Below are 13,846 nucleotides of genomic sequence, written 5' to 3' on the forward strand. Positions count from 1 at the left end.
TCAGATGTCCTTCCCGGTCTTGCGGGAGATGCGGACCTTCTTGCCGGTCTCCTCATCGATCCGGTAGCCCACGCGCGTCGGGTTGCCGTCGGAGTCCACGACCATCACGTTCGAGACGTGGATCGGGGCTTCCTGAGTCACGATGCCGCCCGAGGAGGCGCCGCGCTCGTCGGCCGAAGCGCTGGTGTGCTTCTTGATGCGGTTGACGCCCTCGACGAGGACCCGCTCACGCTTCGGGTAGGCCTCGATGACCTTGCCCTTGGCGCCCTTGTCCTTGCCCGCGATGACGATCACGGTGTCACCCTTGTGCACCTTCATGTCAGATCACCTCCGGAGCCAGCGACACGATCTTCATGAAGCGCTTGTCGCGCAGTTCGCGCCCGACCGGGCCGAAGATGCGCGTACCGCGCGGCTCGCTCTCGTTCTTGAGGATGACGGCCGCGTTCTCGTCGAACTTGATGTACGAGCCGTCCGGGCGCCGGCGCTCCTTGACGGTGCGCACGATGACGGCCTTGACGACCTCGCCCTTCTTGATGTTTCCGCCGGGGATGGCGTCCTTGACGGTGGCGACGATGACGTCACCCACGCCGGCGTATCGCCGCGAGGATCCACCGAGAACACGGATGCACAGGATTTCCTTGGCACCGGTGTTGTCGGCGACTCGCAGGCGCGATTCCTGCTGAATCACTTCGCTAGTCTCCTTGACCTGGATGTGTATGCCCGCCGGATTGCCGACCCGACGCGCGCGGTCTGCTGCCGCCGAACACACGCCTGCCTGGCGTTTTCCACGCGAACGCGGTCCATCCCAGTGGGTTCGTGTGCCGACTCGCGGCGCATTCGCCGCAGGCAACCGCTCTAGTGTAGGTGTTCGCGCAGGCCAGGGGCAAATCCAGGCCGCTGCGGAGTCACCAGCGGTCGAGAGTGGTGAGGCCGTCCTGCAGGGCGCGGGCCAGCAGGTGCGCCTTGGTGGGCGCCGGACGCCCCACCGCGGCGTACTTGGCCCGGATACGGGAGATGTGGGTGCTGACGGTGGAGGCGGAGATGAAGAGCTTGCTCGCGGCCTCCTCCTTGGATTCGGCGGCGAGCCAGCCGAGCAGGACCTCCACCTCACGACGCGACAGCGTCGGACGGGTCCGCTCCGCGGCGGGGTCGGCGACGACCTCCCGCACCACAGTCATCGACGGCGCCTGCCGCATCGACGACAGCCCCGCTCCCCTCGCACCAACGACTTCGGACGCCAATACCGACATCTGCTCACCCTCCCGGAATCCCCCGACCCGATCGAATGCCCTGCAACTCAGGCAACTCACAGATTATTGGGGGTGCCGTCACGGCCGGTAGACCCAGAATTAGGGACACTTCACCGAGCGACAGGAAGCCCTGTGAGGTCGAACTCGGTGCGGTCGACGCCGGTGTCGTCGACGACGGCGATGGTGGCGATCAGGTCGCGGCCGCGCGGCAGCAGCCGGACGGTGATGTCCTCGCCGCGGCGCGCACCGGCCAGGACCCGGGTCGCCCGGCGCCGGACCGGTTCGAGCAGGCTCGGATCGTCGTCGCCGCCGGTGCGATCGTCGAGCAAGAGTACCGCGGCGCCGCGGGTGCGGGCCTGCCAGGCGGCGGTGGCGATCTCCGGGGTGTCCAGGCCGGGGGCCCGGATCCGGTCACGCAGCTGGGCCTCGACCAGCCGGCAGTCCTCCACCTGTTGCGGGGTCAGGGCCGCCCCGGAGGCGATGAGTTCGAGCAGCGGCCGGGCGCCCTGATCGAGGCGGGACAGCTGTTCGTCGCGCATCACCTGCAGTGCCAGTTCGGTGTCGAGCACGGCCTCTTCGCGGCGGGAGCGCCGGAAGAGCAGCGCCAGCTGCTGTGCCCGCGGACGCACGATCCGGGCGAAGACGGTGGCTATCGCCAGGATGCCGGCGCTGCCGGTCTGCCCGAACAGTGCGCCGGGCATCGGCCCGGTGACCGCGGTCGCGATCCCCAGCGCGGCGAGGCAGGCGGCGAAGCTCAGCCAGGCGACCGGGCTGCGTCCCCGGAAGCACAGCGGCAGCCAGATCAGCGAGACCAGGCCGTTGATCATGAGGTTCGGCTGCCGCGCATCGGGATCGCACACCAACGCCGCGAGCACGGTCGCGGCGACACTCGTCGCGGCGGTCACGGCGGAGGCCCAGCCGGCCAGCGGATCCCCGGGCCCGCGCAGCACCGCGACCCCACCGATGGCGGCGATCACGAAGGCGGCGAGGTAGCCTGCCGGGTGATCCACCCCGCCGGCCGCCAGGCCCAGCGAGGCCAGCGCGACCATGATCGCCGCGGCCACCGCCAGGCTCACCGGCCGGTTCAGGCCGAACAGTTCGACGATGCCGCGTTCACCCGCGGTCACGGGCGTCCGGCTCATTGCGGTGCCGCCCAGCTCAGCTGCACCGTGGTGCCGCGGTCGGCGGCGCTGGCCAGCAGCACCCGTCCGCCCGGGATGCCTTCGACGCGGCGGCGGATGCTCAGATCCACACCGAGCCGGCCGCGCGGCACCGCCTCGGGAACGAAGCCCACGCCGTTGTCGACGACGGTGATGCGCACGCCGGTGCGGTCACCGCTGATCACCGCCGCGATGTCGGCGCCGGGTCCGGCGTGCTGCAGCGCGTTGCGCACGGCCTCGCCGGTCGCCTCGGCCAGCGCTGCCGCGGCCGGTGCGGGCACATCCAGCCGGCGCAGCCCGTCGGCGTCATCGCCGGCGACCACGGTCACCGGGATCTCCGGTTCCACACTGGCGATGTCGCGGCGCAGGTGCGCGATCAGGTCCGGGCCGCTGACGACTGCGGCCCCGGCGGTGGGAGCGGCCAGCGCGTCGAGCGCGTCGAGCGCATCGCGGGCCTGGCCGGGCAGCCGCGGATCCGGGCGGGCGGCCGTGGCCCCGATCAGCGTGGCCAGCACCCGGTCGTGGATGAGGGCGTCGAGCCGGGCGCGTTCGGCGCTGCGCAGGCTCTCGGCCAGGGTGCGGCTCACCCGGAGCCGGACGTCGTCGACCAGCCGTCCGGCGTGGACCACCCGGTGTGCCAGCACCGTGCAGGTGGACATGAACAGGAAGGAGAAGAGCGCATCGATGACCACCGACTTCCCGAAGCCGTCGGTGAACGGGGCGGCCAGCACCACCGCCGAAGCGCTCTTGCCGACGGCGACCACCGCGAGCGACTCGTAGAGCGGACGCCGCAGGATCCAGGCGAGGGCCGGCAGACCCCCGAACTCGAGCGCCCAGGCCGGCGAGACGTCCGCCCCGGCATCGGTCACCGCGAGGGTCCACACGGCGGCGCCGAGCAGATAGCCGACGAGCAGGGCGACGGTCAGCGCGGGCAGCGCCCGTGGCCACCAGCGGGTCCAGGTGGCCGCGCCCAGGGCCACGCCGGGAAGGATCACCGTCACAACCACCACCGCGGGCAGCCAGGGCCGCACAGCGGCGGAGTCGGCGAAGTCGGGGGCGAAAAGCAGTCCGTACACCAGGTAGCCGCCCGCCACCAGCCGCGCCATCGCGCGTTCGATCGACGCCGACTCCCCGGCGTCGGCGCGGGGAGGGCGTGCCGGGCTCCGGCGCCACCGGCCCCACGCGGCGCCGCGGTGGGCGCCGCGGGATCCCGGAAAACGCCGGGCGGGCGGCGGTTGCGCCAGCTCGGGCGCAGAATCGGCCACCTCGGAAGACATCTCCCCCATGGTATGGCGACCTGCGCGGACAGCAGAAGTCCGGGCGCGCCACTTTGGCCTGATCGGCGGACAGCGAGACGGGCGTGCGGGTGCTCAGTCCTCGCCGTGGCCGGAGCGGTGCGGCATCGGCAGCCAGCCGTCTTCCACGGCCCGCTTGAACAGGTCGAGTTTGGTGCGGGTGGGCCGGCCGGCATCGGCGTACTTCTGCCGGATCCGTTTGAGGTACTCGTTGACCGTGTCCGGGGCCACGCCGAGCTCCTGGCCGACGCTCACCGAGGTGCCGCCCGAGGCGTACAGGGTGAGCACCCGCTGCAGCTGCGGGCTCAGATCCACCGCATCGAGGTTGGGGTCGCCGTCGATGGCGGCGGCCCACTCGGTGGTGAGCACCTCCTGGCCGCGGCCGGCGGCGCGCACCGCCGCGACGATCTGCTCCTCGGACGCGGATTTGAGGACCACGCCCAGGGTGCCGGCCCGGGCGGCCGAGCGCAGCAGGTCGGGGTGTTCGCCCGAGGTGTAGACCACGGTGCGGATGCCGTGTTCGCCGAGCCGGCTGACGTTCTCCATCGGGGTGGTGCCGTCGCCGAGCCGCAGATCCAGCAGGACCACATCGAGTTCGGTGGTCTGGGTGAGCAGTTCGCCGACCGTGGCCGCGGACGCCGCCAGCTCCAGATCGGTCACGTCCTGCAGGATCCGTTCCACGCCCCAGACCGGCGACCGGTGATCGTCGACCATCCCCACGCGCAGTACCGGTTCCGGGTCTACCGGTGCTGGGGCCTCGTCGCTGCTCTCGTCCATCCCCCGGCCGCTCCTGTGTCGACGTCTCCACTCGACGAACGCGGTGTCCGTCCCTGCCTAACGCCAGACTATCCATCGGATACGACAAATCTCAGCGGAGTGCGACCTAACCTCGAGAATCATGACAACTGTTGACCGTTATGACGTTTTGGGCACAGAGATCACCATGCCGGTGCGCGTCCGTTCCGCCCGTTGTTTCGTGGCCGGGTACACCGCCGATGCCGACGCGGTGGGCCGGGCGATCACCGATCGCGGCGGCGCCCCGCTGCGGCCGGTGCGGATCCGGTCCGGGCGCACCCTGTGCATGCTCGTCTTCGTCGACTACATCGACAACGACCTGGGCCCGTACCACGAGTTCGGCGTGTGCTTTCTGGTCGAGGATCCGGCATCACCGCCCGGCTCCCGGCTCTCGGCGCTGCGTTCGCTGGCCCGCGGCGACGCGCATGCCCTGATCCATCAGCTGCCGGTGGACGGCGAGTTCACCCTGGCCGCCGGCCGCGGCATCTGGGGCTACCCCAAGATCATGGCCGACTTCGACGTCGACCACGACGGGCCGGTCAAGCACGGCCGGGTCAGTGCCGACGGGCAGCTGATCGCCGATCTGACCGTCAAGCCGGGCCTGCCGCTGCCGCCGACCGTCTCCACCGACGCGGTGCTGCAGTCCTATTCGCAGCTCGACGGTGTGACGCGCCGGACCCCGTGGCGGCTCACCTCGGCCGTCGGCTCGCGCAGCCGGATCGGCGGCGCATCACTGGCGCTGGGCGAGCACCCGATCGCCGACGAACTGCGCCGCCTGGACCTGTCCCGGCGCGCCCTGATGACCAGTTCGGTGGCCGACCTGTCCATGCAGTTCGAATCGGCCACCGCGCTTCCCGCGCAGTGAGTCCCACGCTGCTCGAGCGGCTCTTCGGCGCCGGTCGGGATCGCGCTGATCCCGCCCCGAGCAGGCCGCGGGCAGGTCCGCCGCGCGTGTTAGGGTCGCCTCAATCAACTAGGAGGTTCACTATGCAGAAGAAGCTGTACCGGCCCACCATGGGAATCGTCGCCGTCGCCGCGGGCGCCGCCCTGGTGCTGACCGGCTGCTCCGACGACAACGACAGCAAGGATTCGACCACCAGCGCGGCGACCAGCGCGGTCACCTCCGGCGCCACGGACACCTCGACCGCCGACGCCTCCGACGCCGACGACTCGAGCAGCCTGAGCCAGGGCGACGCCCAGAAGATCCTCGACGAGGCCACCAACCCGGACACCTCCGACGACGATCTGGCCGAGGTCGCCGACGTGAGCGCGCCGGGCACCAAGGAAGCGCTGAGCGCCTACGCGAAGGCCATGAAGGCCGCCGGCTACACGCACACCGTCAAGTCGGTGGCCGCCGACGGCGCGGACAAGGCGACGGTGACCGTGAACATCGCCGACCCGTCGCATCCCGAGCGCGCCGCCGACGTGCCGCTGGCCTTCGTCAAGGTCGACGGCGACTGGAAGCTCGCCGGTGACGCCATCACCCAGTTGTCGGCGATGGCCGGCGCCCACAGCGGTCACTGATCGACCCACGCACCGCTCGACCGCGCCGTATCCGGAGTCCGGGTGCGGCGCGGTCCGCATCGGAGCACCGGCCGTCGGGAAGGCCGTCGCAGCCCGGAGGCCGTCGCCGTCCGGGGCCGTCAACTCAGCGGCGCGGTGATCCCGTCCCAGCCCACCGTGACCCGGCGCACCCGGTCGTCGGCGTGGTGGGTGGTGACGATCGCCGCCGTGTCGCGACCCGGGGGCATGACCCGGACGATCAGTTCGCCGTGCGAGAGTGCGCGCAGTTCGCTGACCACCAGCGGCACGATCGTGTCGAGCAGCATCGCCCTGATCCGGCTCGGCGCGGTCTCCAGCCCGCCGTCGTCGAGCAGAGTCACCCGCACCCCGCGGGCGCGGGCGGCGCGGGCCGCCTCGGCGATCTCCGGCACGTCGAGCGCGGCACCGCGGATGCCGTCCCGCAGGCCGAGTTCGAGCAGTCGCGCCTGCTGTAGATCGTCCTCGGTCAGCGGCCGGCCGGCGGCGACCTCGACCAGGACGGGCCGCACCTGGCCGGCGAGCCGCTCGATCCGCTCCTCCCGGCGGCTGCGGGCCTCGAGGGTCCGGCGGGTCCGGGCGCTCAGCACGCTGCGCCGGTCCATCACCTCGAGGATCTCGCCGAGCATGCCGCGCAGAACCACGACCGCCCCCGAGATGGCGAAGAATGTGGCGCCCATGGCGATCGGGAACGCGGCCTCCACCCAGCCGGGTATCCGGGCGACGACGCCGACCACCACCCCCATCGCGACGATGCACGCCACCACCACCCAGGCCGGGTAGACGGCACCGCGGTAGACCATCACCACCAGGCAGAGCACCGTCATCGAGATCAGGGGATAGAACGCCGAGATGTTCTCGAGGTCGCCGACCACACCGGCCGCCCAGTTGAGCGCAGCGGTGACGACGAGCAGCCCCGCAGCGCACACCCCGTGGGCCCGCCGGGCCTTCGACGGCCACCCGAAGACCAGCCACACCAGTACGGCGATGATGATCGCCGTACTGGTGGCGGTCAGCGCCCAGTACGCCACCGCCGCCCGGTTCGGGGGCACGCTGACCACCATCATGGCGATCACGCAGACGCTCGCCAGGACGGTCGTCACCCGGACGGCACCCCACGGGTCGTCGACGGTGTCCGCCACGGCCCGCCTGAGGGGACTCCGGCGGCTGCCGGCCGCCGTCACGATGCCGCCACCGTGGGCCGGTCCCACTGCAGCCGGACGCGCGTGCCACGACCACGGGCGCTCTGCACGTCGACGGAGCCTCCGTCGACGCGTCGCATGCGTTCGCGAATGGCGATCTGCAGACCTATCGACGTGGTGTCGACGGCCTCGACGTCGAAGCCCGCGCCGTCGTCGACGACGGCTACCGAGAGCACATCGGGCCGAACGGTGATCGCCGCGAGGCAGGTCGCCCCGGGCCCGGCGTGGCGCAACGCATTGCGGACGGCTTCGACGGCGGCATCGCCGAGCGCGACGACGGCGTCGAACGGAAAGCCGATCGTGGGATCACCGGCTGCGGGGTCGAGATCCACCTGCACTCCGGCGGCACCGCCGACTTCGGCGACGGCGGTGCTCAGCCGGCGGGAGACCTCCTCGGCCCGCAGTTCGCGGCCGGGCGGCTCGGCGTCGGCTTCGACGGACCAGTGGTCGAGGGTCTCGAGGATGCCGCGGGCCTGTTCAGCGGTGTAGTCGTCGGCGCGATCGGAACCGAGTTCGGAGAGCAGGGCGATGATCCGGTCGTGCACCAGCGCGTCGAGCCGGCGACCTTCGCGGTCCCGGGCGGTGTACCAGGTGCCCTCCCGGGCGGCGTCGAGTTCGGCGCGACGCTCGTCGTCCATCCGCACAGCGGCGAGCATCAGCGCACGTGCCAGGGCCACGTAGACCGATGCCACCCCGATGGACCAGGCGGTGGCCACCCACAGCGGCGTGTCGAGCCGGCCGTAGCTCAGTGCACCGATGGTGAACGCACCACTGAGCACACAGGTGACCAGAGCGAACGCCGCCGCACGGTAGTGCCGGGCCAGCACCAGCGCGATGGCCGGCATGTGCATGAAGGTGCCCTGCAGGATGGGCCGGTCACCGACGGTCTCGAGTCCGAGGTTCTCGCCGTTCCACGCCAGGAGCCAGGCGATGTTGGTGAAGATGCAGAAGACCCAGCAGACCAGTGCCGCATTCGCCAGCCGCCGGGACCTGTCGCTTCCGGCGGCGGCCAGCAGCAAGCCCCCGCAGAGCAGGAGTCCGGCCGCATGGACCGGCAGCCACCACGGGGCGATGAGGTGACGATACTGCCCGTAGGCCGTGACATCGAGCACCGCCAGAATCAGGTATCCGGTCCCCAGGACCAGCGCACCGAACGTCTGAATCACCGCGACCGGCGTGTCCGCTCCGTAGCGCAGGCGGCGAGCCACGCCGCCGGCACTGCTCGGGGGCAGCCCCGGGGAGGGTTTCACGACTCAGAATATTGGCATGCGAAACGATCTGATGCCAGGAGTATCGGGCCGGGCCGCGGGAAAGTCAGACGAACAGATGGATCGTTTCGTGCAAGCCTGGGTGCGGCTGCGCCGGGGTATCGCGCGACGGGCCGTTACGGGGGCCGCCACTGCAAGGATGCTCCTCGGAGAAAGTCCCCCGGAAACCCCTTCCAGGAGTCCCCGGAGTGGGCCTCAGCCCGCTTCCGACAGCGACGAGGGCTCGACCTGGAGATTGCGTCCGAGCCACGCGATCACCTGTCCGGTGGCTGCGGCGAGCGCATCGCTCTGCCTGTAAGCGGGTTCAGCGAGGACCAGCCTGCTCGAGACGGCGGCGTACAGTGCGGCCGTCGGCGCCAGCCCGTGCTCTCTGCCGATCGCATGGTACCGGTCGATCGACTCCGCGAGCTCCCCGTAGCCGACGGCGTCGCCCGAGGCGCGGAAGGCCGTCAGCCACGGCGTGGTACCGGCACGCGTCTCCACGTCTGCCATTACCGCTAAGGCCTGACGATCCATGACCTTCTCCCATTCGCCCCGACCGTCATCCGAATGGATGTCGTTGAATACGAGCATGCCCTGTATGGGCGTTCCCGCGTGAGCCTCCTCGGCATAAGTGTGTTGGGAATCACATGATTTGATCCCGAAAGTCGCGTCGGCTCGCTGAGATGCGGATCTGTACCGAAACACCGTCGCCCCCTGACCGTCAGTCGACTACCGGCGGTCCGGGCTTGAAACGACACTGGCAACAGCACCGAACCGTGCTGTTGCCAGTGTTGCGCTTGCTACAGATACGAGACAAGCGATGTATGAGTCTTGTGAGTCCGATGTGACTGGACTGCGACGTGGCTCAGGCCTTCCGCGCCCGCTCGTCCGCTTCCATCGCGTCGATGAGACTCTTCGGACGCAGGTCGGTCCAGTTCTCCTCGACGTACTTCAGGCAGGCGTCCCTGCTGTCTTCTCCGAAGACCTTGGTCCAGCCGGCCGGGATGTCGGCGAAGGTCGGCCACAGGGAGTGCTGGTTCTCGTCGTTCACCAGAACGTAGAAGCGACCGTTCTCATCATCGAAGGGGTTGGTCATGGATCCGTTCCTCTCTGCTGCGCCCTACAGCAACGTCATCTAAACGTACCGCGTACCAGGCCCGGCACCGGGCCCCGGTGCGCGGTCGGGCCCGCACCGGACTCCTCGGCCCGGTGCCGGTCGTGGCGGGTCAGTGAATCGCCCGGGAGATCTGCGGCCAGGACGCCTTGAGCTCGGGCCCCCAGTAGCCCCATGAATGGGTGCCCTGCGGCCGGTAGACGGTGGTCGCCGGGATCTTCAGCTGCTTGAGGCGATTCTCCATCTGCATCGTGCACTGGAGCGTCGCCGCCTCGATCAGACCACCGACCACCGCCTGGTTCCCCTTGACCAACAGCTCGTCGGGGGTGACCTCCTCGATCCGTTCGTTCGGCCCCGGCAGACCGGAGGAATTCGACATGAAGATCGACGTCCCCCGCAGCTTGGCCGCGTTCACGTACGGATCGTTCTTCCGCCACAGTGGATCACCGACCGGTCCCCACATATTCGTGTAGTCGCTGACCCCTCGGGTTTCGAGCACCACCTGAACGTAGGCCTGACCGAGCGGATCGCTCACCCGGGCGCAGGCGCTGTACGCGCCGACGGCCTTGTAGAAGCCCGGCGCCTTGGTGGCCAGATTCAGCGCACCGGATCCGCCCATCGAGTTGCCGGCGATCGCCCGTTTTCCGGTCGCCCCGAGTTCGGGTTCGAGCACCGGCGGGAGTTCCTTGAGCATGAAGGTCTCCCACTCGTTCTTTCCCAGGGACTTGTCGACCTTCTTCCAGTTGGAGTAGTACGAGGCCTTGCCGTCGAGCGGGGACACGACGTTGACCTGCTTGTCGGCGAAGAACTCGGCGAAGTCGGTGCGCTCGCCCCAGCTGCTGTCGCGGGTGCCGCCGTCGGCGCCGCTGAAGAGGTAGAACATCGGCGCCGGCCGGCTGCGGTCCTTGGGACGGAGAACGTCGAGTTTGATGTCGCGGCCCATCGACGGTGAGTAGACGGTGAACCGCTGCCACTGGGCGTTGATGTTCTCGATGCCGACGATCCGTGCTGTCTGAGGCTCGGCACCGACTGTGCCCGCCCCTTGAGACAGCAGCGCCGCGGACAGCACCGCTGCGGCCACCAGACTCCACGTCCGACGGAGATTTGCGCGCACCATCCGGCACTCCCTCTGTTCTGCCACTGCCCAGGCCGATCGGCCCGGGTCCCGTTCCCCACCGCTATGGAAACGTGCACCCGATTCAACCCGGTCGTCCGGCGATCCGTCGGCGTTCCTTGCGATGTCAACCGTTTGCGCGATAGGCCCGCTCACCGCACACCGGCTTTCGCCGCGTCGCCGAATCTGCGCGACGATGCTCCTGCCCACTGCGTCTCGACGTGCTTCCGGCATCTGTCCCTGCTCTCGCCGCCGAACGGGTGTGTCATCTGTTCTCCTGTGAGTCGTCTCGGGTCGGTCCGGCGTTACCCGGCGCCGGCTCGTCGTGTGCTCGGTGGGAGGTCTCCGCGCCGAGCAGAGCGCTCTCGATATGCCGGCCGACCACGGCGAGAGCGTCGGGGCGGCCCATCGACAGATGCGTCGTATTCACATCGACGCCGACGATCTCCGAACGCACGTGGGGCCGCCACGATCGCGCCATCGACTCCGGGACCGGCTTGTCGGCGATGGCCGTGAAGTAGTGCAGGACGCCGTCGACCACTCCGGGCCGGTAGGCCGACAGCGCCGCGTCCGCGACCTCGAAACCGGCGAGAACCGCGCGTGCCTGCTGTTCGGTGCCCAGGCCCAGCGCGACGGCCTTCTCCACGGCCCGTTCCTCCCAGTCCGTGTCGGTCCGGGCCGTGTTGATCCGGGCCGTGTCGTTCCAGTCCATGTCGTTGCGGGCCGTGTCGTTCTGGGCGCCGTCGCGCGGGCGGGGATCGGTGCCCGGCGCCGCCGCCTGACCTATGAGGCCTCCGAGGAACTCGTCCACCACCGTGTCCGGGCCGTCACCGCGGGAGGCAGCCGAACGAAGGGCGGTGAATGCGGGGCCGACGACGGTGTCCATCAGGCCCAGGAACGAGACCTCGCTTCCCTGTTCCTGAAGCCGGCGGGCGATCTCGAAGGCGATCGCACCGCCCAGGGACCAGCCGAGCAGGTTGTACGGCCCGGCCGGTGCCACCGCCCGGATCTCGTCGATGTAGCGGTCGGCGTACTCCTCGACGGTGGTGCAGGCCCGCTCGCCCAGCACCACCGCGGGGTCCTGCAGGCCGTACACCGGACGGTCCGGCAATGACGAGGCCAGGGCGCCGAACGACCAGGCCAGCCCACCGGCCGGGTGGATGCAGAACAGCGGAGCTCTGCTGCCGCTCCGGCGCAGTGGAACGAGCACCTGCATCGCGGGTGCGTCGGTCCGGCTCGCCCGGGCGAGTCCGCGCACGGTGGCATCGGTGAAGAACGCAGTGAGCGGCGGAGCCTCGCCGGCGACCGCCTCGATCCGGGCGATCACTTGGACGGCCGCCAGCGAATTGCCGCCGAGGTCGAAGAACGACGCCGTCGCACTGACCCGGCCCACGCCCAGGACCTCGGCGATCGCGTCCGCGATCCGTTCCTCGCGTTCGCCGCGCGGCGCAGCGTAGTCCTCCGGTGCGGCGGCGAAGTCCGGGGTGGGCAGCGCACGGCGGTCGATCTTCCCGGCGGCGTTGAGCGCGAGCTCGTCGAGAGCGACCCAGGTGCTGGGCACCATGTAGCCCGGAAGCAGCGCCTTCGCCGCGGCGGTCACGGCGTCGACGTCGACGGTCGCCGGCGACAGGTACGCCACCAGATGCTCGGTCCGTCCGGAGCGCACCACGGCTGCCGCCACCCGGTCGACGCCGGGCGCCACTGCCAGCGCCGCTTCGATCTCGCCGAGTTCGATCCGCAGGCCGCGCAGTTTGATCTGACCGTCGGTGCGGCCCAGATACTCCAGTTCTCCGTGAGCATTCCACCGCGCCAGATCCCCGGTGCGATACATCCGGGAGCCCACCCGCCCGAACGGGTCGGGCAGGAAGCGCTCGGCGCTGCGGCCGGGCATGGCACCGTAGCCGCGTCCCACGGCCACCCCGCCCACATACAGTTCGCCGGTCCCCCCGGGCGGCGCCAGACCCAGACGGGCGTCGAGCACGTAGAGCCGCAGCCCGGGGATCGGGGTGCCGATCGGTACCGGCCCGGCCTCGCCGCGGCTCAGCTCGTGCGCCGAGACCACATCGGAGGCCTCGGTGGGACCGTAGCTGTTGAACACCCGGACGCCGGCGGCCAGCAGCGGCTCCACCGCGGTCCGCTTGATCGGCTCCCCGCCGAGGAACAGTGACCGCAGCCCGGTGAGGACCCCGGCGTGGTCGGCGGCGGCCAGCGCCTCGAACGCCGACGGTGCCAGGTTCATCACCGTCATCGGGTGTGCGGTGCTCATGCGCAGGATCTGCTGCGGGTCGAAGACCGCGTCGGCCAGGTGCACGGTGGCGCCCGCGGCCAGGGCCGCCCACACGTGCTTCTGCGTCAGGTCGAAGGTCGGCGACGACGCCACCAGCACCCCGTCTCCCGGTTGCAGGCCGAGTTCGTCCCGGTACCACGCCCAGGTGTTGGCCACCCCCGCCATGGGCACCAGCGTCGGCTTGGGCCGGCCGGTGGATCCGGATGTGGTGATCACGTAGGCGAGCCGGTCCCCGGCGCCCTCCGGGAGCGCGATGAGAGGACGCGGTGCGGCCGCGGACGCGTCGTCGACCGGCACCACCGCCACCTCACCGAGCTCCACCGCACCGCTGTGCCCGGCGATCCATTCCGGCTGCGCGACGAGGGCTCTCGCGCCCGCGTCGCCGATCAGCGCTCCGATCCGTCCGAGTGGGAATCCCGGATCGACCGGTGCATAGGCGGCCCCGAGCTTCCAGACGGCGATCAGTCCGACGATCCATTCGACGGATCGGTCGAGCACCAGCACCACCACGTCGTCGACGCCCACGGCGAGGTCGTCGAGGCGGGCCGCGAGGGCATCGGCGCGTCCGATCACCTCCCGATAGCTGTAGGCGAGCCCGTCGGCGCGAACGGCCACGACATCGGGGTGGCGCCGGGCCTGCTCGTCGACGGCGTCGATGATCTCGCCGCTGCGGCCGCTCGGCGCACCGTGCGAGAGCGAGAGGATCGCCGATCGGGTGTCCGCGTCGAGCAGCGCCACATCCCCGGCAGGACGCTCCGGGTGGGAGGTCACCGCCTCCAGGAGCAGCACGAGCCACTCCGCGATCCGGGTGACCGTCGGCCCGTCGTACAGGTCGGTGGC

14 protein-coding genes are annotated in these 13,846 nt (G+C 70.4%); 2 read left to right on the forward strand and 12 right to left on the reverse strand.

Features of this window, described 5'->3' with window-relative positions; genetic code table 11:
- From rplX to ACJMNC_RS07835, 6 genes are all read right to left on the reverse strand, one after another.
- Positions 1 to 318: a 50S ribosomal protein L24 gene (gene rplX, locus ACJMNC_RS07810; RefSeq protein WP_408947376.1), complete on the reverse strand. Its 318-nt coding sequence runs from the start codon at positions 316 to 318 to the stop codon at positions 1 to 3.
- A gap of 1 nt (position 319) precedes the next feature.
- Positions 320 to 688 (reverse strand): 50S ribosomal protein L14, encoded by a 369-nt coding sequence (gene rplN, locus ACJMNC_RS07815; RefSeq protein WP_408947396.1) that lies wholly within the window; start codon positions 686 to 688, stop codon positions 320 to 322.
- Between the two features lie 217 nt (positions 689 to 905).
- Complete coding sequence (locus ACJMNC_RS07820; protein ID WP_408947377.1) at positions 906 to 1,196, reverse strand: response regulator transcription factor; 291 nt, start codon at positions 1,194 to 1,196, stop codon at positions 906 to 908.
- Positions 1,197 to 1,360: 164 nt separating this feature from the next.
- Complete coding sequence (locus tag ACJMNC_RS07825; protein WP_408947378.1) at positions 1,361 to 2,377, reverse strand: hypothetical protein; 1,017 nt, start codon at positions 2,375 to 2,377, stop codon at positions 1,361 to 1,363.
- 11 nt (positions 2,378 to 2,388) lie between these two features.
- Entirely contained in the window at positions 2,389 to 3,687 is a 1,299-nt protein-coding gene (locus ACJMNC_RS07830; RefSeq protein ID WP_408947379.1) for an ATP-binding protein, read from the reverse strand.
- Between the two features lie 93 nt (positions 3,688 to 3,780).
- Positions 3,781 to 4,482 (reverse strand): DNA-binding response regulator, encoded by a 702-nt coding sequence (locus tag ACJMNC_RS07835; RefSeq protein WP_408947380.1) that lies wholly within the window; start codon positions 4,480 to 4,482, stop codon positions 3,781 to 3,783.
- 121 nt (positions 4,483 to 4,603) lie between these two features.
- Here ACJMNC_RS07835 and ACJMNC_RS07840 point away from each other — a divergent pair, with 121 nt between their 5' ends.
- Together ACJMNC_RS07840 and ACJMNC_RS07845 are read left to right on the forward strand one after the other, a co-directional pair.
- Positions 4,604 to 5,365 (forward strand): acetoacetate decarboxylase family protein, encoded by a 762-nt coding sequence (locus tag ACJMNC_RS07840; protein ID WP_408947381.1) that lies wholly within the window; start codon positions 4,604 to 4,606, stop codon positions 5,363 to 5,365.
- A gap of 122 nt (positions 5,366 to 5,487) precedes the next feature.
- The gene (locus ACJMNC_RS07845; protein WP_408947382.1) at positions 5,488 to 6,024 is read left to right on the forward strand and encodes a DUF4878 domain-containing protein; all 537 of its coding nucleotides are present in this window, start codon (positions 5,488 to 5,490) and stop codon (positions 6,022 to 6,024) included.
- A 119-nt stretch (positions 6,025 to 6,143) separates the two neighbouring features.
- Here ACJMNC_RS07845 and ACJMNC_RS07850 read toward each other — a convergent pair whose 3' ends face one another.
- The 6 genes from ACJMNC_RS07850 to ACJMNC_RS07875 all read right to left on the reverse strand — a co-directional run.
- Positions 6,144 to 7,181 carry a hypothetical protein gene (locus ACJMNC_RS07850; RefSeq protein WP_408947383.1) on the reverse strand — a complete coding sequence of 346 codons (1,038 nt, stop codon included), beginning with the start codon at positions 7,179 to 7,181 and terminating at the stop codon, positions 6,144 to 6,146.
- Between the two features lie 38 nt (positions 7,182 to 7,219).
- Positions 7,220 to 8,491 carry a sensor histidine kinase gene (locus ACJMNC_RS07855; protein WP_408947384.1) on the reverse strand — a complete coding sequence of 424 codons (1,272 nt, stop codon included), beginning with the start codon at positions 8,489 to 8,491 and terminating at the stop codon, positions 7,220 to 7,222.
- 213 nt (positions 8,492 to 8,704) lie between these two features.
- On the reverse strand, positions 8,705 to 9,082 hold the full coding sequence (locus ACJMNC_RS07860; protein WP_408947385.1) for a hypothetical protein: 378 nt from the start codon (positions 9,080 to 9,082) through the stop codon (positions 8,705 to 8,707).
- Between the two features lie 274 nt (positions 9,083 to 9,356).
- Positions 9,357 to 9,587: an MbtH family protein gene (locus ACJMNC_RS07865; protein ID WP_408947386.1), complete on the reverse strand. Its 231-nt coding sequence runs from the start codon at positions 9,585 to 9,587 to the stop codon at positions 9,357 to 9,359.
- A gap of 130 nt (positions 9,588 to 9,717) precedes the next feature.
- Positions 9,718 to 10,722 carry an alpha/beta hydrolase gene (locus ACJMNC_RS07870; RefSeq protein ID WP_408947387.1) on the reverse strand — a complete coding sequence of 335 codons (1,005 nt, stop codon included), beginning with the start codon at positions 10,720 to 10,722 and terminating at the stop codon, positions 9,718 to 9,720.
- Between the two features lie 262 nt (positions 10,723 to 10,984).
- The coding region (locus tag ACJMNC_RS07875; RefSeq protein ID WP_408947388.1) for an amino acid adenylation domain-containing protein at positions 10,985 to 13,846 on the reverse strand (2,862 nt) is incomplete at its 5' end.

Source organism: Gordonia sp. VNK21 (genome assembly GCF_046098115.1).
Lineage (GTDB): Bacteria > Actinomycetota > Actinomycetes > Mycobacteriales > Mycobacteriaceae > Gordonia.

Coding starts and splice junctions, on each gene's coding strand:
- rplX (WP_408947376.1), bottom strand. CDS start 318: ATGAAGGTGCACAAGGGTGACACCGTGATCGTCATCGCGGGCAAGGAC.
- ACJMNC_RS07820 (WP_408947377.1), bottom strand. CDS start 1,196: ATGCGGCAGGCGCCGTCGATGACTGTGGTGCGGGAGGTCGTCGCCGAC.
- ACJMNC_RS07830 (WP_408947379.1), bottom strand. CDS start 3,687: ATGTCTTCCGAGGTGGCCGATTCTGCGCCCGAGCTGGCGCAACCGCCG.
- ACJMNC_RS07835 (WP_408947380.1), bottom strand. CDS start 4,482: ATGGACGAGAGCAGCGACGAGGCCCCAGCACCGGTAGACCCGGAACCG.
- ACJMNC_RS07840 (WP_408947381.1), top strand. CDS start 4,604: ATGACAACTGTTGACCGTTATGACGTTTTGGGCACAGAGATCACCATG.
- ACJMNC_RS07845 (WP_408947382.1), top strand. CDS start 5,488: ATGCAGAAGAAGCTGTACCGGCCCACCATGGGAATCGTCGCCGTCGCC.
- ACJMNC_RS07860 (WP_408947385.1), bottom strand. CDS start 9,082: ATGCTCGTATTCAACGACATCCATTCGGATGACGGTCGGGGCGAATGG.
- ACJMNC_RS07865 (WP_408947386.1), bottom strand. CDS start 9,587: ATGACCAACCCCTTCGATGATGAGAACGGTCGCTTCTACGTTCTGGTG.
- ACJMNC_RS07870 (WP_408947387.1), bottom strand. CDS start 10,722: ATGGTGCGCGCAAATCTCCGTCGGACGTGGAGTCTGGTGGCCGCAGCG.